Origin of the sequence: Glaciecola sp. 1036, assembly GCF_050306235.1 — a bacterium.
In the GTDB taxonomy this organism is placed as follows: Bacteria; Pseudomonadota; Gammaproteobacteria; order Enterobacterales; family Alteromonadaceae; genus Glaciecola.
Genome location: NZ_JBLWFH010000001.1, coordinates 26,584 through 52,418 on the forward strand (window position 1 = coordinate 26,584; position 25,835 = coordinate 52,418).

20 protein-coding genes are annotated in these 25,835 nt (G+C 39.0%); 17 read left to right on the forward strand and 3 right to left on the reverse strand.

The genetic code is table 11. The features are described 5' to 3' along the window. The 10 genes from ACNKW3_RS00105 (at position 1) to rmf (ending at position 17,311) form a co-directional block, all read left to right on the forward strand. The gene (locus tag ACNKW3_RS00105) at positions 1 to 1,368 is read left to right on the forward strand and encodes a DUF1329 domain-containing protein (RefSeq protein ID WP_427397253.1); all 1,368 of its coding nucleotides are present in this window, start codon (positions 1 to 3) and stop codon (positions 1,366 to 1,368) included. Between the two features lie 53 nt (positions 1,369 to 1,421). Continuing rightward, a complete protein-coding gene (locus ACNKW3_RS00110) occupies positions 1,422 to 2,459 on the forward strand; it encodes a WD40/YVTN/BNR-like repeat-containing protein (RefSeq protein ID WP_427397254.1) in 1,038 nt (345 codons plus the stop codon). A gap of 3 nt (positions 2,460 to 2,462) precedes the next feature. Continuing rightward, positions 2,463 to 4,769: an efflux RND transporter permease subunit gene (locus ACNKW3_RS00115; protein WP_427397255.1), complete on the forward strand. Its 2,307-nt coding sequence runs from the start codon at positions 2,463 to 2,465 to the stop codon at positions 4,767 to 4,769. A 221-nt stretch (positions 4,770 to 4,990) separates the two neighbouring features. Further along, positions 4,991 to 9,829 carry an NAD-glutamate dehydrogenase gene (locus ACNKW3_RS00120; protein ID WP_427397256.1) on the forward strand — a complete coding sequence of 1,613 codons (4,839 nt, stop codon included), beginning with the start codon at positions 4,991 to 4,993 and terminating at the stop codon, positions 9,827 to 9,829. 57 nt (positions 9,830 to 9,886) lie between these two features. Next, the gene (gene pyrD, locus ACNKW3_RS00125) at positions 9,887 to 10,891 is read left to right on the forward strand and encodes a quinone-dependent dihydroorotate dehydrogenase (RefSeq protein WP_427397257.1); all 1,005 of its coding nucleotides are present in this window, start codon (positions 9,887 to 9,889) and stop codon (positions 10,889 to 10,891) included. Further along, the gene (rlmKL, locus tag ACNKW3_RS00130; protein WP_427397258.1) at positions 10,884 to 13,007 is read left to right on the forward strand and encodes a bifunctional 23S rRNA (guanine(2069)-N(7))-methyltransferase RlmK/23S rRNA (guanine(2445)-N(2))-methyltransferase RlmL; all 2,124 of its coding nucleotides are present in this window, start codon (positions 10,884 to 10,886) and stop codon (positions 13,005 to 13,007) included. The genes pyrD and rlmKL overlap by 8 nt, the downstream gene beginning before the upstream one ends. Continuing rightward, positions 12,998 to 13,225, forward strand: coding sequence for a glutaredoxin family protein (locus ACNKW3_RS00135; RefSeq protein ID WP_427397259.1), 228 nt, complete (start codon positions 12,998 to 13,000; stop codon positions 13,223 to 13,225). The genes rlmKL and ACNKW3_RS00135 overlap by 10 nt, the downstream gene beginning before the upstream one ends. Continuing rightward, entirely contained in the window at positions 13,222 to 15,141 is a 1,920-nt protein-coding gene (gene uup / locus ACNKW3_RS00140) for an ATP-binding cassette ATPase Uup (RefSeq protein WP_427397260.1), read from the forward strand. The genes ACNKW3_RS00135 and uup overlap by 4 nt, the downstream gene beginning before the upstream one ends. Positions 15,142 to 15,155: 14 nt before the next feature. After that, positions 15,156 to 16,871 carry a DUF3466 family protein gene (locus ACNKW3_RS00145; protein ID WP_427397261.1) on the forward strand — a complete coding sequence of 572 codons (1,716 nt, stop codon included), beginning with the start codon at positions 15,156 to 15,158 and terminating at the stop codon, positions 16,869 to 16,871. Positions 16,872 to 17,134: 263 nt separating this feature from the next. After that, on the forward strand, positions 17,135 to 17,311 hold the full coding sequence (gene rmf / locus ACNKW3_RS00150) for a ribosome modulation factor (protein ID WP_427397262.1): 177 nt from the start codon (positions 17,135 to 17,137) through the stop codon (positions 17,309 to 17,311). A 46-nt stretch (positions 17,312 to 17,357) separates the two neighbouring features. Here the strand turns inward: rmf and fabA are convergent, their stop codons facing one another. Next, positions 17,358 to 17,876, reverse strand: coding sequence for a 3-hydroxyacyl-[acyl-carrier-protein] dehydratase FabA (gene fabA / locus ACNKW3_RS00155; RefSeq protein WP_427397263.1), 519 nt, complete (start codon positions 17,874 to 17,876; stop codon positions 17,358 to 17,360). A gap of 182 nt (positions 17,877 to 18,058) precedes the next feature. Here fabA and ACNKW3_RS00160 point away from each other — a divergent pair, with 182 nt between their 5' ends. From ACNKW3_RS00160 to ACNKW3_RS00175, 4 genes are all read left to right on the forward strand, one after another. Further along, positions 18,059 to 18,361: a hypothetical protein gene (locus ACNKW3_RS00160; protein WP_427397264.1), complete on the forward strand. Its 303-nt coding sequence runs from the start codon at positions 18,059 to 18,061 to the stop codon at positions 18,359 to 18,361. Positions 18,362 to 18,405: 44 nt separating this feature from the next. Beyond that, positions 18,406 to 18,909: a hypothetical protein gene (locus ACNKW3_RS00165; RefSeq protein ID WP_427397265.1), complete on the forward strand. Its 504-nt coding sequence runs from the start codon at positions 18,406 to 18,408 to the stop codon at positions 18,907 to 18,909. Between the two features lie 11 nt (positions 18,910 to 18,920). Further along, complete coding sequence (locus tag ACNKW3_RS00170; RefSeq protein ID WP_427397266.1) at positions 18,921 to 19,265, forward strand: hypothetical protein; 345 nt, start codon at positions 18,921 to 18,923, stop codon at positions 19,263 to 19,265. 87 nt (positions 19,266 to 19,352) lie between these two features. Beyond that, on the forward strand, positions 19,353 to 19,868 hold the full coding sequence (locus ACNKW3_RS00175; protein WP_427397267.1) for a M23 family metallopeptidase: 516 nt from the start codon (positions 19,353 to 19,355) through the stop codon (positions 19,866 to 19,868). Position 19,869: 1 nt separating this feature from the next. Here the strand turns inward: ACNKW3_RS00175 and ACNKW3_RS00180 are convergent, their stop codons facing one another. Then, the gene (locus ACNKW3_RS00180; RefSeq protein ID WP_427397268.1) at positions 19,870 to 21,357 is read right to left on the reverse strand and encodes a deoxyribodipyrimidine photo-lyase/cryptochrome family protein; all 1,488 of its coding nucleotides are present in this window, start codon (positions 21,355 to 21,357) and stop codon (positions 19,870 to 19,872) included. Beyond that, positions 21,342 to 22,604 carry a DASH family cryptochrome gene (locus tag ACNKW3_RS00185; RefSeq protein ID WP_427397269.1) on the reverse strand — a complete coding sequence of 421 codons (1,263 nt, stop codon included), beginning with the start codon at positions 22,602 to 22,604 and terminating at the stop codon, positions 21,342 to 21,344. Before ACNKW3_RS00185 ends, ACNKW3_RS00180 begins: the two co-directional genes overlap by 16 nt. Positions 22,605 to 22,720: 116 nt before the next feature. Between ACNKW3_RS00185 and ACNKW3_RS00190 the strand changes: the two genes are divergently transcribed. From ACNKW3_RS00190 to ACNKW3_RS00200, 3 genes are read left to right on the forward strand one after another with little or no spacing between them, the layout of a single operon-like run. Further along, positions 22,721 to 24,145: a cryptochrome/photolyase family protein gene (locus ACNKW3_RS00190; protein ID WP_427397270.1), complete on the forward strand. Its 1,425-nt coding sequence runs from the start codon at positions 22,721 to 22,723 to the stop codon at positions 24,143 to 24,145. A gap of 6 nt (positions 24,146 to 24,151) precedes the next feature. Beyond that, complete coding sequence (locus ACNKW3_RS00195; protein WP_427397271.1) at positions 24,152 to 25,690, forward strand: cryptochrome/photolyase family protein; 1,539 nt, start codon at positions 24,152 to 24,154, stop codon at positions 25,688 to 25,690. After that, positions 25,677 to 25,835, forward strand: coding sequence for a DUF2256 domain-containing protein (locus tag ACNKW3_RS00200; RefSeq protein WP_427397272.1), 159 nt, complete (start codon positions 25,677 to 25,679; stop codon positions 25,833 to 25,835). Before ACNKW3_RS00195 ends, ACNKW3_RS00200 begins: the two co-directional genes overlap by 14 nt.

Here is a 25,835-nt window from a genome sequence, read left to right on the forward strand (position 1 = left end):
ATGATCAAGAATTTAGGTGTTATTGCAGCCAGTATTGCAATCACTTTAGCCAGTAGTACCGCTATTGCAAAAGTTTCAGAAACAGAAGCGGCGAAGCTTGGAAATGAATTAACGCCTCTAGGAGGCTTAAAAGCGGGTAATGCTGATGGCAGTATCCCTGCATGGACAGGCGGAATTACAACGCCTCCAGCCGGTTATAGCAAAGGTGATTTCCATATTGATCCCTTTCCAGAGGACAAGGTTCAGTTCACTATCACTGGTGCAAACTATAAAGAATATGCAGACAGTTTGAGTGATGGGCAAATTGCTTTGTTTGAAGCATATCCTGATACTTTCAAGATGCCTGTTTATGAAACCAGAAGAACGGCATCAAACCCTGAATTTGTGTATGAAGCAACTAAAGCAAATGCTACTAGTGCCGAGTTATTAAATGCTGGTAATGGCATAAAAGGGGCGGCCATTGGTATTCCATTCCCTATTCCGCAAAACGGTCTAGAAGCTATTTGGAATCACTTGTTACGTTATCGTGGACAATCAGTACAACGTTATGGTGGTCAAGCTGCTGTGACAGCAAATGGTGATTATAACGTTATAGGATTTGATGAAAAATTGCTGATCAAGTACTCAGAAACGGGAATGACCGCGGACAAGCTGGTTGAAGACAATATTTTGTTTAAGTTTATGCAGTCGGTAACATTCCCAGCAAGACTAGCTGGTACTGTATTGCTAGTACATGAAACCGTTGATCAAATTAAAAAGCCACGCATGGCTTGGACCTATAATACTGGGCAAAGAAAAGTGTTTGCTGCGCCAAATATTGCTTATGATGCCCCCGGAACAGCGGCTGACGGTCTAAGAACCACAGACGACTTTGATATGTTTAATGGATCGCCTGATCGTTACAATTGGGAACTAAAAGGCAAAAAAGAGCTATATATTGCGTATAACAACTACAAACTACATAGTGATAAAGCAAAGTACTCTGATATTTTAATGCCTGGCCACATTAATCCAGACTTAACTCGTTATGAAAAGCACAGAGTCTGGGTAGTTGAAGCAACCTTAAAAGACGAATATAGACACATTTATCAAAAACGCGTGTTCTACATTGATGAAGACAGCTGGCAAGTACATGTTGCTGATATGTACGACAACAGAAACGAGTTATACCGTGTAGCATTGGCTTATGGTGTTAACTATTATGATGTGCCTACACATTGGTCTACACTAGATGTTTATCATGATTTAAATTCACGTCGTTATCTGGCCTTAGGTTTGGATAATGAAGAAACAATGTATGATTTTGAAGAAGAGCTGAAAGATCGAGATTTCACTCAATCTGCGCTGAGGCGACAAGGCATACGTTAGTAAAAGTTCGGTTGGCTTTTGCCAACCGTTTTTGCATTTAAAGAAGGTAATTTGTGTTAAAAAATAGTTTTTTTGTTGTAATAGCTTTGTTGGTATTTGCAAGTGTTAGAGCCGATGAAGCCTATTTAGCGCCTCTAGTAAAAGAGTCATTGCTACTCGATATTAACTCTGCCAATCAAACAGTGATTGTTGGAGAGAGAGGGCATATTCTTGTTTCTGATAACCAAGTAAATGATTTTGAACAAGTCAAAGTGCCAACTACTGCTACATTAACCGCGGTATTTGGAATACAAGATCAATACTGGGCTGTAGGCCATGATGCGAGTATTTTGAAATCTACCCAAGGCGCTGATAAGTGGTCAATAAAATTTTCCGATAAATCGTTAGAACGACCGTTTTTGGATGTAATGTTTTTAGATCAAAATCATGGAATTGCTGTCGGTGGCTATGGCATGTTTTATCGCACGCTTGATGGCGGAGAAACTTGGACCCCCGAGTTACATGCTTCAGTGTTAACTGCAGACGATTTAGATTATTTAGACAGTATTAAAGACGACCTTGAATTTTATAACGAAGAACTGTCATATATTATCCCTAATTTTAATCGTATAAATCAGGCGGGTGATTTGCTTTTGCTGGCTGGTGAGGGTGGTTTGCTCGCTGTGAGTCAAGACTTGGGAAAATCTTGGGAAAGATATGATATCGACTATCAAGGTTCATTGTTTGATGTAAAAGCGATACAAGAAAACCTGTTTATTGCCGTTGGTTTAAGAGGCAAAATGTTTGTCAAACGCAATGATGAAGATTGGACATCAATAGAAACTTGTCTTACGACCTCGTTAAATTCAATCGTTTTTGATGAGGACTCAGTATTTGCTGTGGGTAATAATGGCGTTGTTTTAAACATTGATTCTGAGCAATTATTTTCTGACGAATTACACCCAGCGAATAATGATAATTGCAGTGCTCATAAAGCCTTAACACTCGTAGAAACAGATATTTCTTCATCTATTTCAAATGCAGCTATTTTAAATGATCAACTCTTGGCTATCACCGCCAATGGTATTCAATCGGTTTCATTGGCAAAATAATTTATGAATAGTTTTATCGATACATGTGAAAAATTTCTCTTCCGTCATAGAATACTTGTCATTTTAGCCTTTATTGCAACGACAGTATTTCTTACTTATCAAGCATCTCAGCTTAAATTAGATGCTGGTTTTACCAAAAACATCCCGTTAAATCATGAATACATGCATACATATATGCAGTATAAAGAAAATTTTGGCGGTGCTAATAACGTATTGGTTTCAGTTTGTGATACTAACTCCAACATATTTAATACAGAGTTTTTTGATACTTTAAAAAACGTCCATGACCAATTGTTTTTTATAAATGGTGTGGATCGGTCATCCGTAACGTCGCTTTTTTCCCCGTCAACACGCTTTACCGAAATAGTTGAAGGTGGCTTTTCCGGCGGTCCTGTCATTCCCGCTGATTTTGATTCTAAAAAACAATCCGCGCTAGATCTTGTTCAGAAGAATGTTGATAAAGCCGGCATTGTAGGGCGTCAGGTTGCAAATGATTTTTCTTGTGCAATGGTCACAGCTCAATTGTTAGAAATTGATCCTGAAACTGGCGTGGCACTTGATACGTTAAAGATAGCTGAAGCACTAGAAACCAAAATTCGTGCTGAATATGAAAGTGAAGATGTATCAATTCATATTATAGGTTTTGCCAAGATGATTGGCGACGTGGCCAATGGTGCTAAAGACGTTGTAATGTTTTTTGCCATCGCAATCGCTATAACTGCTGTCATGGTGTATTTCTTCTGTCGCTCATTTATGCTGACATTTTTGCCGTTGTTGTGCTCATTTATTGCGGTGGTATGGCAACTTGGACTACTCACGGTGTTCGGCTTCGGCCTAGATCCAATGTCTATCCTTGTGCCTTTCTTGGTCTTCGCAATAGGAGTGAGTCACGGCGTGCAGATGATAAACGCCGTTGGTAAACGAGTGGCGCAGGGTATGGAAGTGAAGGTTTCTGCACAACATGCATTTAGAACCTTGTTAGTACCAGGTGGTATTGCATTATTATCTGACACCGTTGGCTTTATGACGCTGTTAGTCATCGATATTGGTATTATTCGTGAACTGGCTATCACTGCGTCTATGGGTGTTGCAGTCATTATTCTCACCAATCTATTGTTGCTTCCTGTACTTATGTCTTACGTAAAATTATCTAAGCAGCATGCTGATCGACACAAAGACAAGGATTCAGGTATTTGGGAAAAGGTAGCTAACTGTGCTTCACCAAAATTAGCAGTTGGAATTATCCTTGTAACCGCAATACTGTTTGCCCTTGGAAGTTATCAGTCACAACAACTTAAAATTGGTGATTTGCATGCAGGAGCACCAGCCTTGCATGAAGATTCCAGATACAATCAGGATACTTTTTTAATTACAGATAAATATGAAATTACGGTGGATTATATTTCTGTGATTGCTGAAACCACCCCTAACGCTTGTACTGAATATGATGTGATGTCAGCGATAGATGATTTCCAGTGGAAAATGAACAACGTGGACGGTGTTCAATCCACAATTTCATTGGCATCTATTGCTAAAAAAGTGAACGCAGGCTACAACGAAGGGAATCCAAAATGGCAAGTGTTACCACGTAACCAAGCCACCATGGTGCAATCAGTTTCTCGCGTAAATACGTCTTCGGGTTTATTGAACCGAGAATGCTCTGCCATGCCCGTGATTTTGTTCATGCGTGATCATAAAGCTGAAACTATTGATAATGTGGTTAGTGAAGTTAAACGAATTAGCCAAGAATACAGCTCTGAGAATCTACAATTTAGATTAGCTTCAGGCCCTGTCGGCGTAATGGCTGCAACCAATGAAGCTGTCTCTGCTTCTCAAGATCCTATGCTGTACTACGTATTTGGCGCCGTTATTTTACTTTGTTTGTTAAGTTTCCGTTCACTGCGAGCTACTTTAGCCGTAGTGATCCCACTTTATGTGGTATCTGTATTAGCACAGGCATTAATGACCTTCCTAGAAATTGGGCTTACAGTATCCACATTACCGGTGATTGCCCTTGGCGTTGGAATAGGGGTGGATTATGGGATTTACATTCTGTCTACTATGACCAGTAAATTACGTGAAGGTCTTGGTGTGCAACAAGCTTATTACGAGGCATTAAAGGAAAGAGGTAGTGCAGTGTTATTTACTGGTATTACTTTGGCCATAGGTGTAAGCACATGGGTATTTTCGACCTTAAAATTCCAAATGGACATGGGAATTTTATTAACTTTCATGTTCGTTGTTAACATGTTAGGCGCAATTTTAGTCTTACCAGCGCTGGCCAGAATTCTCTGGTACAAAGCCCGCTAAAACTTTTTTTGCGTAATTATTTAGAAAAGGCCCTAGCGGCCTTTTTTTTATGCAAAAAATGACAATAGCTATTCAAGTTGTAAATTTTGCGTTAATAAAAACTGGTAAACCACTAATAATTTTAGGAAAATATCCGATACTAAAGTCACACAAATACTATATTTATAGTCTAGACTTATTGTAATTAACTTTTTTAACGACAGAACCACATTAGGAAACATATGACAGCTACCAAACATCAACATTCGGTGTTATTGGAAAATGTTTTTTCACTTATCAACAATAAACTTCCTACAGATAAAGCGTCTTTAATTCAGCAGTTCAGTAAACTGCTATTTAAAAATATGTCCTTTGAAGATTTACAAGGACGCAGTGATAGTGACCTCTATGGCTCAGTATTGAGTCTATGGCAACTATTGCAAGAAAAAAGCCCTGACGAGCCGATAATTAAGGTTTATAACCCTGATATTGAAAAGCATGGATGGCAATCTTCTCACACCATTATCGAAATTATTGTGAATGATATGCCGTTTTTAGTTGATTCGGTGCGAATGGCCATCAATCGTCTAAATATTACATCTCATTTATTACTCCACACACCATTGCATTTAACCAGAGATAAAAATAACAAGGTTACTGCATTTAAAGAAAAGGCTGACGTAAAGAAATCTGATTCTTCTGAAACTGTCTTTTTCATTGAAATAGATCGCCAGTCTAGAACTAAAGATATAACAGGCCTTAAACAAGAGCTGCATTCAGTGGTGAGCGATGTGCTACTCTCAGTGAGTGATTGGAAACCCATGCGCACTAAGCTAGCTGAAGTAACAAAGGAATTTGAACAATCAAATAGCTTGGCTTCGGCAGAAGTAAAGGCCCAAGGTAAAACATTTTTAAATTGGTTGAATGATCACAACTTTACTCTGATGGGATATAGATACTATCAAGTAAAACCTATTGAAGGCGATCATCAATGGGTACCAGTGAACGACTCAAGCCTAGGGTTGATGAAGAAGAGCGTGTCTGACCGCGTTCGATTATTGTCTCATTTGCCTGCAAGTGCTAGAGAAGAAGCGCTTTCCCACAATCCATTAATTTTAACTAAAACCAATTCATTATCGCGGGTACATCGCCCAGCATATCTTGATTATATTGGTGTTAAAGAGTTTGATGACGCAGGGAATGTATGTGGTGAGCATAGATTTTTAGGTCTTTACTCTGCTTCTTTCTACAACAGCAGCGCAACTGATTTGCCGATGTTGAGAGAAAAAATCGACCGTATGTGCGCTATTGCCGGATTTGAAGTTGGTACCCATGCATATAAAGCATTTGTAAACATTGTTGAAACTTACCCAAGGGATGAACTTATCCAAACACCAGACAATGAATTGTCGCAAATTATTATGGGTATTTTTCAAATGCAGGAAAGAGGTATTAGTCGTCTTTTTGTTCGCCGTGATGCGTTCGGGCGTTTCTTTTCTTGTATGGTGTATGTGCCACGAGAACGATATAACACTAAACTCAGACGTGAAACTCAAGCACTGTTGAAAAAGTCCCTGAATGCCGTTGGGGAAGTTGAATTTACCACCTATTTTTCCGAGTCCGTGTACGCACGAACCCATTATATTGCCCGCGTAGAAAATAATAACATGGAGATTGATGTGAAAGAGATTGAGAAGAACATCATCGAGTTGACCAAATCGTGGCAAGATAAATTAAACACTAAAATTGTCTCTTATTTTGGCGAAGAAAAGGGCCGAGAGTTAAAACGAAAATACGATAACGCATTCTCAAACAGTTACGAGGAGCAAAACCTACCGAGTATTGCGCTTATTGATTTGCAACGTATTGAGACCCTTTCTGATGATAAGCCTTTAGATATTCTATTTTATCGTCCTCAAGAAGAGTCAGACGAAAGTGATGCAGTAAAGTTAAAGCTGTATCATAAAAATGAACCTATTCATTTGTCTGATGTGCTCCCAATGTTGGAAAACTTTGGTTTGAGAGTGGTGGATGAAAGCCCTTATAAAGTGACCTGCGAAGATGGCAGTGTACACTGGATAATGGACTTTAGCATGCTGCACAAAGGCGGCAAAAACTTCAATATGGAGTTGGCTCAAGAACTTTTCCAACAAGCCTTTGCTGACGTATGGTCTGCACAACTAGAAGATGATGCCTTTAACCGGTTAATTCTAGGCGCAGGAATACCAGGACGAAAAGTCACCATAGTTAGAGCTTATGCCAAGTATATGCGTCAGATTGGTTCTTTGTTCAGTATCGATTATTTAGCTAATACCCTAGCTTGCTATCCCGATATTGCAGAGCTTTTAATTAACCTTTTTGATCAAATTTTCAATCCAGAAAGCAAGTCAACCCAAAAGAAAATTGAAAGTACTGAAGAATCTATTCTCAAAATGCTTGATTCCGTGTCTAACCTAGACGACGACCGTATTATTCGTCGCTATCTAGACCTGATAAAAGCAACATTGAGAACCAATTTCTATCAAAAAGACGAGCAGGGCTGCGATAAGGCTTATATTTCGTTTAAATTATTGCCAGCTGAAATTCCTGAAATGCCACTGCCATTACCTAAGTTTGAAATCTTTGTGTATTCGCCACGAGTTGAAGGGGTTCATCTACGCGGCGGTAAGGTCGCTCGAGGTGGATTACGCTGGTCCGATAGAATGGAAGATTTTAGAACTGAAATTCTCGGCTTAGTAAAAGCTCAACAAGTTAAAAACACTGTTATTGTGCCTGTGGGAGCAAAGGGTGGTTTCGTTTGTAAACGCATGCCTATGAATGCTGACAGGGCTACCATGCAGCAAGAAGGACAAGCCTGCTATAAGATTTTCATCCGTAGCTTGTTAGATATCACAGATAACATTATTGATGGTCAGGTGGTCCCGCCAAAACAAGTTGTAAGACTTGATGAAGATGACCCTTATTTGGTTGTCGCAGCGGATAAAGGAACGGCAACTTTTTCAGATATTGCTAATGGTATTTCTCAGGAGTTTAACTTCTGGTTAGGCGATGCTTTTGCCTCTGGTGGTAGTGTTGGCTATGACCATAAGAAAATGGGCATTACAGCGCGCGGCGGTTGGGAATCGGTAAAACGTCATTTCCGCGAGATTGGTATTGATTGTCAAACCACACCCTTTACTTGTGTAGGTATTGGCGATATGGCTGGAGATGTGTTTGGAAACGGCATGTTATTGTCTGAACAAACGAAAATTATATGTGCATTTAATCATATGCATATTTTCTTTGATCCAGACCCAGACCCTGCAAAATCTTATGAAGAACGTAAACGATTGTTCGAAGATCCTTCACTGACTTGGGATGACTACAATAAGAAGTTAATCTCAAGAGGCGGCGGTGTGTTTAAACGCAGTGACAAGTCAATAAAACTAACCGCTGAAATGAAACGTTGGTTGGGTACCAGACAAGTTAGCATGACACCCAATGAGCTCATTCATAATGTACTAAAAATGCCTGTAGATCTGATATGGAACGGTGGCATTGGTACTTATGTTAAAAGCAGCAAAGAATCACATTCAGAGGTTGGTGATAGAGCGAATGATAGTCTGCGTGTAAATGGCAGCCAAATTCAGGCGAAAATTATAGGCGAGGGTGGAAACCTTGGTTTAACCCAACTTGGCAGAATTGAATTCGCGACCAAAGGTGGAAGAGTTAATACCGACTTTATAGATAATGTGGGCGGTGTTGATTGTTCGGACAATGAAGTCAACATTAAGATTTTGTTGAATACCTTGGTTGCCAACGGCGATATGACCCTCAAGCAACGAAATAAATTGTTATATGACATGACGGAAGATGTAGCACGCATCGTTTTGAATGACTGTTATCGCCAAACACAGTCAATTTCGATCACCCAACTAGATGGCGTAAAGTTAATCAAAGAACAATTGCGCTTTATTCATCGTTTAGAAAAAGAAGGTGCATTGAATCGGGAATTAGAGTTTATTCCTGGAGATGAGGAAATTTCTGAACGTCTAGCATCAGGCCAGGGGTTAACTCGCCCTGAACTATCGGTTTTGCTGGCATACGGAAAAATGGTGTTAAAAGAAAGGTTTAATGTATCAGAGATTACAGACAATCCTTATTTTAATCAGCATTTGATAAGCGCATTTCCGCCAATATTAGGAAAACAATACAGCGAACAAATGCAACTTCACCCATTGCGTGCTGAAATTATTGCGACCAAATTAGCCAATGAAGTAGTGAACGACATGGGCTTAAATTTTGTTTATCGCATTATGGAAGAGACAGGTAGCAGCATTGTCGATATCGTTAACGCGTTTACCATAGTGAAAGGCATATTTAATATGGGCGAACTATGGTCGTCGGTTGAAGATTTAGACAACCAGATTGATGCGAATTTACAACTAGAACTACTTGATGAGATGCGCCGCACGCTTCGTCGTACTTGTCGCTGGTATTTACGTCATGGTGAAAAAGAACTTTCTATTGAAGATGCCATATCTAAATATAGAAAAGCCTTTGACGTTGTGAGTAAAAATCTGACTAATTTCTTAGTCCAAGAAGAAGTTGACGAAGTTGAAGAGCGCAAAGCGTTTTTGGTTAAGAATAATCTCAAAGAAGCGGATGCCTTGCGCATAGCTTGCTTAAGTAATTTATTCTCATCCTTAGACTTGGCACATATTGCTGAGCAGGAAAATCGAAGCGTCGATCTAGTAGCTCGATTATATTATCAATTAGGCCATGCATTTGAACTACATTGGTTTTTACGTCAAATTAATAATCAATCGGTATCTAATCACTGGCAAGCACTTGCGCGAGCCTCTTATCGAGAGGAGCTTGATTGGCAACAACGTGCATTAACCATAGTATTGTTGCATTCAGCACCTGATCAAAAAGATGCTGACAAAATATTGCAAAGTTGGATTGAAGAAAATCAAGCCAAGCTAGAGCGCTGGTATCACATGATGACAGAGTTCAAAACATCTGAAAATCACGAATTTGCCAAATTTTCTGTCGCTTTACGTGAATTGATGCTGTTAAGTATTGGCTCAAACCATTAAAATACCGAGCAAATTGCAAGTTAGCCCTGCAATGCAGGGCTTTTTTATGAGATTACTGTGTATTCTATCGTTCAAAGAACCTTACTAAAATGTGATCCCGAGTGGAGTCATGATGTTTCCATGGGGTTTCTTAAAAACTCCCAACATAATGTCCTACGTAAATTGTATCAGCAGGAAGTTCCAGATAAGCCGGTTGAATGCTTTGGGTTAACATTTAAGAATCCTATTGGATTGGCTGCTGGCTTGGATAAAAATGGAGAGTGCATCGATGCTTTTTCAGCCATGGGATTTGGATTTATTGAAGTAGGTACAGTGACACCCAAACCTCAATCGGGTAATGATAAGCCGCGTTTATTCAGACTGCCCGAACATCAAGCCATTATTAACCGCATGGGGTTTAATAATAAAGGGGTTGATTACTTAGTCGAACAAGTCAAAAAATGCCAATATAACGGCATTCTGGGTATCAATATAGGTAAAAATAAAACCACCCCAGAAGACGAATCATTATCTGATTATCTAACTTGTTTGCGCAAGGTATACGACCATGCATCTTATGTAACCATAAATATCTCTTCGCCAAATACCCCTGGCTTGCGAAATCTTCAATTTGGAGAAGCCTTAGATAAGTTACTTAACGGGTTAAAAGAAGAGCAACTTAAACTTCAACATGCTAGTGGTAAATACGTTCCTTTATTAGTCAAGATTGCACCTGACAATGACCAGATTGCGATCCAACAAATCGCCGATGCTTTGATTAATTCGAACATGGACGGCGTTATCGCAACAAATACGACCTTAGATAGAGAATCAGTGAAAGGGCATCAGCATGCCGATGAAATGGGTGGATTAAGTGGTGCTGTTTTAACAGGCAAAAGCCAAACAGTGACACAGCAATTACACCAAGCATTGCAAGGAAAAATGCCCATAGTGGGTGTGGGCGGAATTAGTAGTGCTGAAGATGCTCGTCAACGCTATGCAGCAGGGGCTAGTTTATTGCAAATATATTCTTCGTTTATTTATCAAGGCCCCAAATTAATAAAAGAGCTAGTGAATGCCTAATATTATTTTAACCACAGCGTCTGGCATAGAAGAAATTCTACGGGAAGAAATCAGCGAAATTTGTCCTGAGATCCGAAGCCAAGATATAAAGATAAAACCTGGACAATGTCGATTTGAGGGCAGTTTAGATGATGTCTATGCCTTGTGTTTACATTCAAGGTTAGCGAACCGTGTGCTTTGGGTATTAGCCAGTGGTCCAGCTGACAATGCGAATGATTTGTACAATACGGTAAATAATATTGACTGGCCTATGGTATTTGCTCCAGAACACGATTTTGCAATTAGTTCCAAAGGAACTAACAGAGAATTAAAGAATACCCAATTCATTAGTCAAAAATCCAAAGATGCTATTGTCGATTGCTTTCAAGAAGAGGGGTACAGACGCCCAAACGTCGATAAGCAAAATGCCAAAATTCATATCCAAGTCCGTGTTTTTAGAGATAAAGCCGACATTTGTGTTGATATGAGTGGAACGAGTTTGCACTTAAGAGGGTATCGTTTAGATACTGGCGATGCACCGTTAAAAGAAAATGTTGCCATGGCAATGCTGTATCGTAGCGGTTGGACGTCAGAGACTAATAAACCCCTATTAGATCCTATGTGCGGTTCAGGCACCATTGCCATAGAAGCGGCTATGTATGCGGCAAAAATCCCACCGAACTTACATAGAGAACATTGGGGCTTTGATTACTTTCTAGGGCACAATAAGCGCAAATGGCAAATGCACCTAGGAAAAGCTCAAGAGAATATTAAAACTGACAAGGTTTGTGAAATTTACGCATCAGACTTATCTACTGTATTAGTTGAACAAGCAAAACAAAATGCCATTCGAGCTAATGTTGAACACTTAATTGAATTTAAACAGGTCGATGTATTGCAGTATTTTCCGACAACGGCACCAGGTATAGTGGTCTCTAACCCGCCTTATGGGGAGCGATTGGGCGAATTTACAACCATGTTACCCTTATATGATGAACTCGGGCGGCATTTAAAAGAATCCTACGCCGATTGGTTAGTCTGTTTGCTATGCAGTGATAAAACCTTACTGAAAGCTTTGAAATTAAAAAGCGCTAAACGCTACCAATTATATAATGGGAGTTTAGCTTGTGAATTTGCCTTGTATAATATGCAGGGTGATAATTTAGAGATTTACCAAGACAAAATTGAAAATGACGAGTTTTCAAATCGCATCAAAAAGAATCAACAAAAATTAAGTAAATGGTTAAAAACTGCAAATACTCAGGCATATCGCTTATATGATGCAGATTTGCCCAACTATAATTTTGCCATAGATGTATATGCTGATTGGGTTATCTTACAAGAATACAAAGCGCCAAAAAGTATTCCTGAAACTGTGGTTAAACAACGGTTGCAGCACGCTATTCTAGTGTTACCTAAGTTACTTTCTATACCCGCCTACAAGTTGGTAATAAAGCTTAGAGAAAAGCAAAGTGGTCAGCAACAATATCAAAAAGTTAACAACCAAAACCGACGCTTTGTTGTACAAGAAAACCAAGCGAAATTTTGGATAAATCCCAAAGACTATCTCGATGTCGGCTTATTCTTGGATCATAGAGATACAAGACAAATGTTTGCTAGCCAAGTCAAAGGGAAAAATGTGTTGAATCTGTTTTGTTATACCGGCAGTGTATCAGTGCATGCGGCATTACGGGGAGCAAAATCTGTTACTTCTGTTGATATGTCAAATACTTATATTCAATGGGCAAAAGACAACTTTGCTTTGAACAAGTTAAAAGGCGCATACAGTTTTGAACAAGCAGATTGTCTGGAATGGGTGAAAAAGGCCAAGCAACAAGATAATGCGAAGTTTGATGCGGTGTTTTTAGATCCGCCATCCTTTTCTAATTCAAAGCGCATGGAATCCACATGGGATGTTCAACGTGACCATTTAGCGTTAATTTCTGATGTGGCAAATCTATTAAATGAAAATGGGTTTATTTATTTTAGTACTAACCTAAGAACCTTTAAATTACAGCAAGAAGAAATAAAAGCTCTAGGTTTTGATATTAAAAATATAAGTGATAAAACACTTCCTTTTGATTTTCAGCGAAATGCGAAAATTCATAGCTGTTGGATATTAACAAAATGCAATTAACTTTTTTTACTGGCCCTCAGTGCAGTCTCTGTGATGATGCAGAAGAATTGTTGAAAAACGTAAGCTCGCCTGTGCAATATAAAAAAGTGAATATTCGTGAACACGTAGATTTTTATCACCTATATGCGGTACGAATTCCTGTTTTAAAACGCGATGATAATGGCGCTGAACTGGGGTGGCCATTTGATCTTGATGAGCTAAATAGGTTTTTAGCATGAATCTCTTACAGATTATTGATGGCTCTATAATTTTTGGTCAGCCACCGCTTTTAGATCATGCAAATTTACATATTCATGAAGGTGAACGTCTATGTATTTTAGGTAGAAACGGTAGTGGTAAATCGACCTTACTTAAAGTTATTGCCAGTGAAATTCCATTAGATGATGGTCAATTATTAAAATCCAGAGATGTAAAGATATCTCGGTTATCACAAGACCCACCGCAGCGCACCGATGTTTTAATTTTTGACTATGTGGCGGAAGGTTTAGCAGATAATGCGGATCTAATTAAACGCTATAATACTCAAACTTCAGTGGTAGCAGAAAATCCAACTGAAGAAGCACTAAATAAGTTGCAAGTACTGCAAGACGAGTTAGAAACCAAGAATGCATGGGTGTTGGAACAACGAATTCATCAACTGTTGACTGAATTTGCATTAGATGCAAATCAAAATCTTTCCAGTTTATCAGGCGGGTGGCGTAGAAAAGCTGCGCTTGCTAGAGCTATGGTGCAAGATCCTGATATTTTGTTATTAGATGAGCCGACCAACCATTTAGACATTGATACGGTAAAGTGGTTAGAAAAAACCATCATGAACTTTAGAGGCACTACCGTATTTATTAGCCATGACAGGGCTTTTATAAGACGCCTTTCAACTCGTATCCTTGATATTGATCGTGGTAAAGTCACTTCTTATGACACCGATTATGACAATTATCTGGTGCGCAAAGCAGAAGATTTAGATGTAGAACTCCAACATAACAATGCGTTTGACAAAAAGTTAGCCCAAGAAGAAGTCTGGATAAGGCAGGGTATCAAAGCTAGACGAACTCGCAACGAAGGACGGGTTAGGGCACTCAAAGCACTACGTGAAGAATTTAAAGCGCGTCGTAATGTCACCGGAAAAGCTGTCATATCATCAAATACTGGGCAAAAAAGTGGTAAACGTATATTTGAACTTGAAAATGTAAGTTACAAGTATGGTGATCATCGAATTGTAGATAATCTAGATTTGCTTATTGCGCGAGGTGACAAACTAGCGCTAATTGGTCCAAATGGTTCAGGAAAGACAACCTTCATAAAATTATTGCTCGGTGAATTAACGCCGGATCAGGGTGAAATCATTCGGGGTACTAATATTGAAGTCGCTTACTTTGACCAACATAGAAGCCAGCTCGACTTAGAAAAAACCGTAATAGATACAGTCGCAGATGGTAAGCGAGAATTAGTCATTAACGGTAATAATCGACATGTAATGAGCTATTTACAAGATTATTTGTTTACGCCAGAAAGAGTAAACGTACCCGTCAAAGCACTTTCTGGTGGTGAAAAAAACAGGCTAATGCTCGCACGCTTGATGCTGAAACCAAACAACTTGTTAATATTGGATGAACCAACAAATGATTTGGATGTCGAAACGCTCGAATTGCTTGAATCTTTGCTGGTTGACTATCAAGGCACGCTTATTTTAGTCAGCCATGACAGGGTATTTATTGATAACGTTGTGACAAGCTGTCTGTCGTTTGAAAATAATGGTACTATCCGTCAGTTTGTAGGTGGATATTCGGACGTTGAAGCTTGGTATCAGCAACGTGATAGCGAGCAAGTTGTAAAATCCGTTGTAAAAAATGTACCAACAACGGAAAATATCAGTGAAAATAAATCGAATGTGGCGGTTAAGTCTCAGAAACTTTCGTTTAATGAAAAGCGAGAATTATCCGAATTACCTAAGCTGATAGATGACTTGGAAATTCAAATTAGTGAGATTCAAGGTCAAATAAACCAAGTTGACTTTTTTCAACAAGATGTGAGTGAAACTCAACCGATTTTAGATAAATTGGCATTGCTAGAAGAAAAACTGGACACAAGTTTTGAGCGATGGCAATTGTTAGAAGATAAAAACAATAACGCGTAGTAGCAGGATATTTAATGAAATTAACGCCAATAGTAAGCGCAATGCTTCTTGCCAGTTCCAGTGCTGTTTATGCAGCCTCATATGAAGTTCAAGAAATTCCGCTCTCTGACACTGTTAATCAACACTTTGCAGTTTCGATTGATAACCAAGGGATGACATTAAGTACTGGACGAGTAAGATACAATCCACCTATTGATCTATCACTATTTGATCCAGATAACCATTTTGGTTTGTCCGATCCAGACGCTGCAGCCGAAGGTAATTTTAACGTAAACGACCTTTCGATTGTTTATCAAGACTTAACAGCCGCATCTACTAGTGGTGATGTAAGGCTACAAAAATTGTCTAACGTCTTGGCTTATAGTTCAGATGGTACTGAGGTTAGCTATGTTAATGGTTTTGATACAGAGACGGAAGCTACCAATGGTTATACATATTCATTGTTAACGGCAGCAACAGACAATGTTAATGGCACACATATCGTGGGTAACATGGCAGGTCCATATTCTGTTGTTAACTATGTAGACGAAAATGACGCCGAACAAGTTTATGTGGTAAATAATTTTGCCCAGCGTGGATTTGTTCAAGTAGGTGAAAATGTAGTTGAACTTGTCCCTGAATTTGCACGCGCTGGCGGGTTTAGTTTTGCGGCAGCCATAAATGATAACCTACAAGTTGCAGGTATTAGTTCTGTTGGTGCATCAGACCCTATTACAGAATTACTAGATAACTGTGAAGACGCTGAAATAAGACCAGACTTACCATTAGAAGTTTGTAATTATCTGCTTTATAACACCAATAATTTTGCTCAGGCATTTCTCACAAACACGGGCTTCTTGGTTGGAAATAATCGTAATACAGAATTAGAGTCCATTCCGACGAGCCACCTAGATATGCGTCCAACACTCTGGCAGCTTGACGCTAACGGTAATATTTTATCCACACAGATCTTTGATCTGTTACATACGCCAGAAGAGTTTTCACTGAATATGTATACTCGTGTTACAGATATCAATAACGATGGCGTTATGGTGGGTTTTACAACCACAGATGATACACCTCGAGAAGGCGGTCTGATTGCGGTTGCTACAGCATTTGAAAATGGCGCTGCTGAACGGTTATTTGAATCTGACCAGATCAAAGCGAGTTATGCAATGGGCATCAATGACAATGATTATGTGGTTGGTTTTTATCCGCAAATTGTTAATGACATCATTCGTAATAGAATGTTTGTATTTAATCGTCAAACCGACGAACTAAGGTTACCTGATGGATTTTTTGTGACTTCAACAACTTATCCTAGAGCGATTAATAACAATAATTTAGTGGTAGGGGACGCTGAGTCCGACGTACTAGACCCAAGCACGCGGAAAGTATCCGGGTTTTTGTATGATATTGATAATGACACTTTCACTAATCTGAATGATCTGCTCCCTTGCGATTCTCCTTACTTTATTATTTCGGCAAATGATATTAATGACGAAAACCAAATTATCGCAGATGCTCAAATAAACCGTCCACGTAAGGATATAACGGGTGAGTTGATTTCTGATGAGACTGACACTGGTGATGTTGTGGTTAGTGTAATTCTAAATCCGACTGGTGCTGCGCCTTCTGATTGTAGTTCAGAAGACGATGACACTATTGAACGTCAAGGTGCGAGTAATAGTTTATTTATTGCATTAGGCTTATTAGTTATTTCAGTCTTTCGAAGAAAGATTAAATCATAGAAATACTAGTCGTTGAATTTACACAAAAAAGCCACATTAGTGGCTTTTTTTATAACCTGAGAAACTAAATAACTAAACATTTATTTAAAATTGTTCCTAATAGAATTTTCTCGTAAAAACAATAAGTTGGTTAGTCTTTATACCTATTATTAATTTTCATCCTTGCATAAGTATTCAGATAAGAGTATCAAGTTAATTGAGGTTGGAAATTGTCCATGCAGTTTCCAAATATCTCACTTCAAAATAACCAAGAGAGGTTCTTAATGAAAAGACAAAAAAGAGATAAGTTGAGTAGAGCGCATTCAAAAGGTTACCAAGCGGGAATCAATGGCAGATCAAAAGACATGTGTCCGTTTCAGACATCGGATGCACGTTCTCAGTGGTTAGGTGGATGGCGAGAGGCCCTTAGTGATAGGCAAGTGGGATTGACGCCTCGTTAAATAATAATAGATTTTTTTGCCCCGGTAATAACCGGGGCATTTTATATTAGAAAGCAGAAGTGTCTTGAAATAATCCTACTTTTAAATCTTTTGCAGTATAAATAGTTCTTCCATCTACAGACACTGAACCGTCAGCCATACCCATAAACAGTTTTCGCTTAATCACGCGTTTAAAATCTATTCTGTAAGTGACTTTTTTCGCGGTAGGTAATATTTGCCCAGTAAATTTTACTTCGCCCACACCTAAAGCTCTTCCTTTACCAGGACCACCTGACCAGCCGAGGAAAAAACCAACTAACTGCCACATTGCATCTAGGCCCAAACAACCTGGCATTACTGGATCACCAGGGAAATGACAATCAAAAAACCATAGATCTGGTGTGATATCAAGTTCAGCCTCTATGTATCCCTTGTCAAACTCACCACCTTCTTCAGTTATTGTGGTTATTCTGTCCATCATTAGCATATTAGGGGCTGGCAATTGGCTGTTACCTGGTCCAAACATTTCACCACGACTACAGGCTAATAGATCTTCTCTATCAAAACTATTCTTTTTATTTGTCATCTTTATACTTCACCTTTATGTAGAGTGCGCAATTTAGCGTACACTTGTACGCTAAACAACTCTGAACAGTATATTTCTTTAATATTCATGAAAATTTAATACTTTATGTCATAATAAATAAGAATTTAGTAGTATTTAAACCACGAATTAACGTTTTTCAAGGCAATTATTAAGAAATAAAAATGGCAAATAAGAAATTACAAGCGAATGCTGAAAAACAAAAAAGATTTCGAGAAAAACAAAAATCACTTGGAAGAAAAATGGTGCGAGGCTATATCACACCAGAAGCGCAAGAAAATTATAAAATCATTGCGGAAAAGACGGGGTGGACGGACAGTGAAATCATCAGTAATTCGTTACGCATAACTTACGCAGCGTACAAGAATGGGCAAATTAAGTTTCTTAACAAATGGTTGTTAGATGATGATAAGAAACGAAAAATAAAACAGTTTATCGCGCAAAAACAAAATGATAGTCAAGAATAGTCAGCTAAGTTTACTTCGATGAATAAGGCATTATGGAGGCGTTAATGACAACAAAATTATTTTTGAAATCCATCGGAATATGGGTCCTTTGTATATTCTATCTTAGTGCTTGCACAACACAGTTAACACCAAGATATGATCAAGCACTGTTCACTGGAGTTACGCAAACAAATGTTAAAGCGTTGGAGTTGTTTGCAGCAGTATCGGCAGGCACTGACATGCTCAACTGTGGATCTAGAGCTCAACATTTTAATCAGGTTATTGGAAATTTAGATGCGTTATCTTTGCAATCAAAAGCTCGGCCTGTACCAAAAAACTCAGTCACCGAAGAGGTAAATGCATTTTTGGCGTCTAAAGGTGTTGGCAGTTTAGCAGAAGATATAGCTCCAAGCGCTGTCTCACTAGAGCATGCTTCAAGTATAATAGCTAAAATGAAAGAAGTTGACTGTAAGACTGGATTAAAACCGGGTGCTGTAATGGCTTTTAGAAATGCTTTTATAATCTCAATGGATCAAGCCATAACATATGAATCTTTCTTAGCTCAATAAAGGAGTAACCAATGTCTTTGGATTTAAACCAACTGATTTCTGACATGAAGTCAGCAGCTTCGCAAGTCATTAACCAAGATGTGAGTTTATTACGAGGTTTCTCTGAGCGCCAATTAACAGCCTTGGCAAAACAAGCAGAGCTTATCGCGAATGGTGTGTTAACAGGGGATATAGATGAAGATTTACGAGATTTTTTCTTAGACTCCCTTGAAGATATGGCTTTAAATTTTGCAAAAACGTTACGTGGCCTTTTAATGGCCACCATTGAAAAAGTGTGGAATGCTATAGTTGGTGTACTATGGGGTGCTATAGGGACAGCAACTGGGATTGATTTAATGCCACCATCAGGACAATAAAATTCTATAAACTTCAACTTAAATTTAAATGGCACTAATTTGAAAAGCGGCAGTCAGAATTAAAGTGTTTTTAACAAGGTTGACTCGGTGAAAGCCTTAATAACTTCTTTATCACTTTCAATATTATTTGTCGCTACGGGCTATGCGTTACCTGAACCGAAAAAAATTCCAGTGCAAGGTGCAACGTCTGCTGACTGGAACAAAGATACCTTTTGGTACGAACCTTGGGGAAGTTCAGGTGTACATAAAGGAATGGATATCTTTGCTAAAAAGGGCGAAGACGTATTAGCGTCTACGAATTTAGTCATTTTATTTAAAGGTGAAATAAATAAAGGCGGTAAGGTAGTTCTTGCACTTGGCCCCAAATGGCGTATTCATTATTTTGCCCACATGGATTCGCTAGATGAAAACCTTGGGATTTTCATGAATGTCGGTGAAAAGCTTGGGGAAGTTGGAAACACTGGAAACGCCCAAGGAAAACCGGCGCACCTGCATTATTCTGTCCGGAATCTCATTCCAAATCCCTCTAGAATTGACGATAGTACACAAGGTCATAAAAAGGCGTTTTTTATTAATCCTATAGAGTATTTACAGGCGCACTAAACTATCGCGTTGAGTTTGAACCTGGTTTTGAGTGCAGTTTAAGAATACGTTTAGCTTCTTCTTGAACGTCTTTTCTATCGCGGAAACCCCAAAGCCTTAATCGCGCATTTTTACTACTTTCTTCAAGGTCAATGACAGGTGCAAAATAATCTCTGTGAATGTCGAAATCTAATATCTGAGCGTCTAACGGCGGAATTTTCCAAGGTTCGTGAATATATTCAGTGGGTAATCGAGATAATTCCGGTACCCAGCGTTTTATAAAAACGCCATCTGGATCCTTTTCTTGAGATTGTTTGACAGGGTTATAAAGACGTAGTGTATTTGTGCCTGTTACACCTGCTTGCATCTGAATTTGAGGGTAATGGATGCCCGGCTCAAAATCGAGAAATTTTTGTGCAAGAAATATCGCAGCTTCGCGCCAGTCAACATTAAGATGATGAGTAAGAAAACTGACTAGCATAGCTCGCATTCTAAAATTTACATATCCCGTCTGTTCTAACGCTCGAATACTTGCATCAATGATGGGATAACCGGTTTTACCAAGTTTCCATGCCTGCAAACTTTCTTTTGATTGTTTACTTTCATCATACGGATAGGCTTCATAGGCTTTGTTCAAGGGACGGCTTTGCATCTCACATTCAGATTCAAATTTTTGGATAAAATGACAGCGCCACTGTAAACGATCTTGAAAAGCAGAAATGGATTTTTGCCAACCTTTTCGATCATTATGTTGCAAACTATATTGCCAGACTTGTTTAATACTCAAGTTTCCCCATGCTAAATAAGGCGATAATCGACTACAACTGCTGCGAGCTATGCTTGGATTACCTATATTTCCGAAATATGATCTACCACGTTCCTTATAAAAGTCGCGCATCGTATGCCAAGCAGCTTGTTCGCCACCATATTGAAAAACTGGATTTTTTTCAGTCCAAGATTGTGGTGTGGTAAAGCGTTCGATATTTATTGCTTGATGTTCAACCCATTGAGCTTGCTGTAAGTCGGGGTCATTGGTAGCTGTGGACAAGGTTTTAACTCTATACTTTCTCCAGTCATTCCTATTGGATAAGCGTCTTCGGACTGCGCCATAATCAGATTCCTGCCACTTTATGTTTAACTGATTGCAAAGAGTTGCTACGGCTTTATCTCGTTGAAAAGTATTCAAGGTGCCAGTTTCTTGATAACTAAATAGCCATCGCATGCCAAGACGGTGTAAACAACTGAATAGATTCTCTGCATTCTGTTTTACAATCAGAATAGATGTATTAAACGCTTGTAACTGTGAGTTTAAATCTTTAAGTGACTGGTAAATAAATCGCCAATGTCGAATATCCATGTGAGGATCTTCCAGCAGTAGGGGTTCGACCAAATAAACCAATAAAATGGGTTTTTGCAATTTAATAGCGTTGAAAAGCGGTTCATGATCTAACAATCTAAGATCACGTTTAAACCAAACCACTGAAAAACCTGTCTCTATTTGCTTTTCCATTTCGCTATAAAATGTCCGTCGGGATCGTAAGTTTGAGTTTGTTTTTCTAAGTTAAATTGTCGATGTCCTCTGGGATCGCTGCCAACGCCAGCAAGGTATTGCCAATTGCCATAATTGCTCGCCACATCAAAATCAATCAGTTGCTGTTCGAAAAAAGCAGCGCCGTAGCGCCAATCAAGGCCTAATTCATGGACAAAGCAGCTGGCAACTAACTGTCGACCTCTATTTGACATAAAACCAGTCGTATTCAGTTGTCGCATACAAGCATCTACAATTGCGTATCCTGTTTTACCTTGTCGCCAACTATTGAACTTTTCGTCGCTATGATTAGTGTTAGGTACTTTTTGCTGAATGCCTGCAAAGTGAAAAAAGTCTTTACCGTGCTTTAAATGGGACCAATGGAAAAACTCACGCCACAATAATTCAAAAAACAGCCAATAGGTGGAATCGTTTTTTATTCTCGATTGCTCGTATTCTTTGATTTTTTCTAGCACTCGAGCAGGGGATACACAACCTAGCGCCAAATAGGCAGATAGCCGACTAGAAAAATCCCACCCATCGAGACCATTACGTGTTTGTTTATATTCTTGTAAGCTATCAGTTTCAAAAAAGTAATCTTGTATTCTTAGTTGAGCTCCTTTTTCTCCGCCAATATAGTCAAGATCCTTAGGCATCCCAAACTCGTATATGGGCATCCCTTCTAATTTAACTTCCATCGGTGCTACATTAATTTTACTAGGAAATTCCAAAGGTTTTCTTGGGTCGCTATATTTCTCTACTTTATTTCTAAACGGCGAAAATACATTAGGCATGTCGGGTAATGCGAAAGGAAGGTTATCTTGCTTAAAAAGATAGTGAGAATTGCTTTGGGTAAAACTGATATTAGTAAGCTTTTGTTTAAGTAAGTTAACCTGAGAAACTTCGTTATAACCAAAGTGCTTTTCAAGGCTTAGATGTTGAATTTGGTTTTGTTTGATAAAGTCAGGAATAAGATCAACAGGATCGCCTTGCAAAACAAACAAATCTACACCCACATCCTTCAGTCTTTTTCGCAAATCTACTAATGAGGATTGCAGAAATGCAAGACGATGTTTCCCCATAGCTACGCAATCATACGCATTTTTAATAAACCATTTAGGTTCCACAACAAAGACTGCAACTAATTGTGTGCTTTGTTCAACTGCGGTAATAAGCGCTTCGTTATCATCAAGTCTTAAGTCGAACCTAAACCAATGTAAACTTTTCACGTTTAATCCAAGGCAACTATTTTCTTTCTGTGTTTTACCTCCATGGCGTTAATTTCGATCGTTTTTTACCTAACTAGAGTAAATATCAGCATAAGTAACTGGAGAATAATATTTACATGGCCAATACCATAGTTTGGTTTAGACAAGACTTACGTTTAAATGATAATCCTGCGTTAGCAGCAGCTTGCGAAAAAGGCTCGGTGATACCGGTTTTTATTTATGACGAAACTTTAGATGAAAAATATCAGCCAGGCGGGGCTTCAAAATGGTGGTTACATCATGCCTTAATGGATCTTTCATCTTCCTTGGATAACAAACTCATCGTAAAAAAAGGTAAGCCTAAAGAAATATTAGGTGACCTTATCGAACAATTTGATGCCAAGTATCTATGCTGGAACCGCATGTACGAGCCATGGGCGCGTTCAAGAGACCAAGAAATCAAAGAGCACTTTAAAGAGCAGGGCGTAGTAGTCGCCAGCTTTAATGGCTCATTGTTATGGGAACCTATGGAAGTCAAAAATCAATCAGGTGAACCCTATAAAGTATATACACCTTACTATCGTAAAGGCTGCTTAAATCAGCCCTCACCACGATATCCACTAGAACGCGTAAAACCGAAGATTTCTGAAGGACTCGATGTAAATTCGCAAAAGCAAATTGAGGAATTAGAGCTTTTACCGACCATTTCATGGGATGAAGAAATTGCAAAGCAGTGGACAGCATCTGAAAGAGCCGCAGGTCAAAATCTTCAGATATTTATAAAAAATGCAATAACTGATTATGCTGATGACCGCAACATTCCCTCAATTAAAGGGACAAGTCGATTATCACCTTACTTACACTTCGGTCAAATTTCACCTAATCAAGTTTGGTATGCCATACACGAGGCCTTTCATGGCAACACCTCCGGTAAAGGCGTCGATACCTATTTAAGCGAGATAGGCTGGCGAGAGTTTTCTTATTACCTGCTTTATCACTTTCCGGATATTGGTGAAAAAAATTATAACCAGAAATTTGATAAATTCCCTTGGCGTACTAATCAAATTGAACTCGAAGCTTGGCAAACAGGAAACACTGGCGTTCCTATAGTGGATGCGGGTATGCGGGAGCTTTGGAAAACCGGCTATATGCACAATAGGGTAAGAATGGTTGTGGGTTCCTATTTGGTAAAAAATCTTCTGTTAGATTGGCGCCAGGGAGAACGGTGGTTTTGGGATTGTTTACTCGATGCTGACAGCGCCAGTAATGCTGCGAGTTGGCAATGGGTCGCTGGTTCAGGTGCAGATGCTGCACCGTATTTTAGAGTGTTTAATCCAGTGCTTCAGGGAGAAAAATTTGATAAAGAAGGCGAATACGTTAAACAATATTGTCCAGAATTGAGCAAACTTCCCAAAAAATACATACACAAACCTTGGGAAGCACCACCAGAAGTACTTCAAGACGCCGGAATTGAATTAGGAAAAGATTATCCCAAGCCCTTAGTGGACCTAAAAGATTCGCGTAACAGAGCATTAGATGCTTTTAATCAAATAAAAGGCTAGTCTGCTATGGCAAATCTATGTGTTATTCTTGGTGATCAGCTTTCAACGCAGATATCTTCCTTAGATAAAATAAAACCCAAAAAAGACTGGGTGCTGATGGCAGAAGTAAAAAACGAGGCTAGTTACGTAAAACATCATAAGAAGAAAATAGCCTTTGTGTTTTCTGCTATGCGTCACTTCGCTGAAGAGCTGCAAGAATCTAATTATCAGGTGCATTACACCAAATACTTAGATGACGACAACAAGGGTAGTATTTTTGAGCAAGTCAAAGCGTTCTGTGATGCTCACGAGGTTGATAATATTTTCATTGCACATCCAGGTGAACACAGGCTATGGGAAGACGTTCAATGCTGGCATGATAAACTAAATGTGAAAGTAGAAATTACGCCAGACAACCGATTTATCGCAGATAAAGCCTTCTTTTCAGAATGGGCTCAAGGACGAAAACAACTGCGAATGGAGTATTTTTATCGCGAAATGCGTAAACAACAAAAGGTTCTTCTAGATGAAGGTGAACCTGTCGGCGGTAAATGGAATTATGATGAAAAAAACAGGGAGTCTTTACCAAAAGGTCATAAACTTCCTAAGCCCGATAGTTTTAAACCTGATGACACCACACAAGAAGTTATTGAATTGGTTACTAATACCTTTTCAGACCACTTCGGTAATATTGAAAACTTTCATTATGCCGTTACCCGCAAACAAGCCCTTAACGTTTTATCATCCTTTATAGAAAATCGATTACCCGCTTTTGGTAAGTATCAAGATGCAATGGCTCAGGGAGAGCCTTGGATGTATCACTCGCATCTTAGTTTGTACATAAATACAGGACTGTTAATGCCCATGGAAGTCATTAAAGCTGCTGAACAGGCCTATCATGATGGCAGTGCACCATTGAATTCGGTGGAGGGATTTATACGCCAAATACTGGGATGGCGTGAGTACGTAAGGGGGTTTTATTGGCATTTTATGCCTGATTATTTAAGCAAAAACTTTTTCTTAGCGCAGCGAAAGCTTCCTGAGTTTTTCTGGACCGCAGACACCAAAATGAACTGTCTTAAACAATGCATTACAGAAACAAGAGATAATGCTTATGCACACCATATTCAAAGACTTATGGTCTTGGGGAATTTTGCTTTATTGGCTGGTCTTTCCACTAAAGAAGTAAACGAATGGTATTTAATCGTTTATGCGGATGCCTATGAGTGGGTGGAACTGCCCAATGTGAGCGGCATGATACTATTTGCAGATGGTGGCAAGCTTGCTAGTAAACCCTATGCAGCCAGTGGTTCTTATATCAATAAGATGTCCAATTATTGTCAGCACTGCGAATATTCAGTAAAAGAAAAGACGGGAGAGCAAGCTTGTCCCTTTAATTATTTGTATTGGCACTTTTTGATTCGTCATAAAGAAAAACTCTCTAACAATCACAGAATGTCCATGATTTACAATACATTATCTAAAATGGATGAGGACAAAGTGAATAGAATGTACGATGATGCCGAAGATTTTTTAAAGCGCATGAGCAAAAATGAAGAAGTCTGATTTACCTCAAAAAACGTGCATTGTATGCGGTCTTCCATTTAGTTGGCGGAAAAAATGGGAGCGATGCTGGGAAGATGTTAAATACTGTTCTGAGCGGTGCAGACGAAACAAGCACAATCAGACAGCAAATTTCAAATCCAAATAA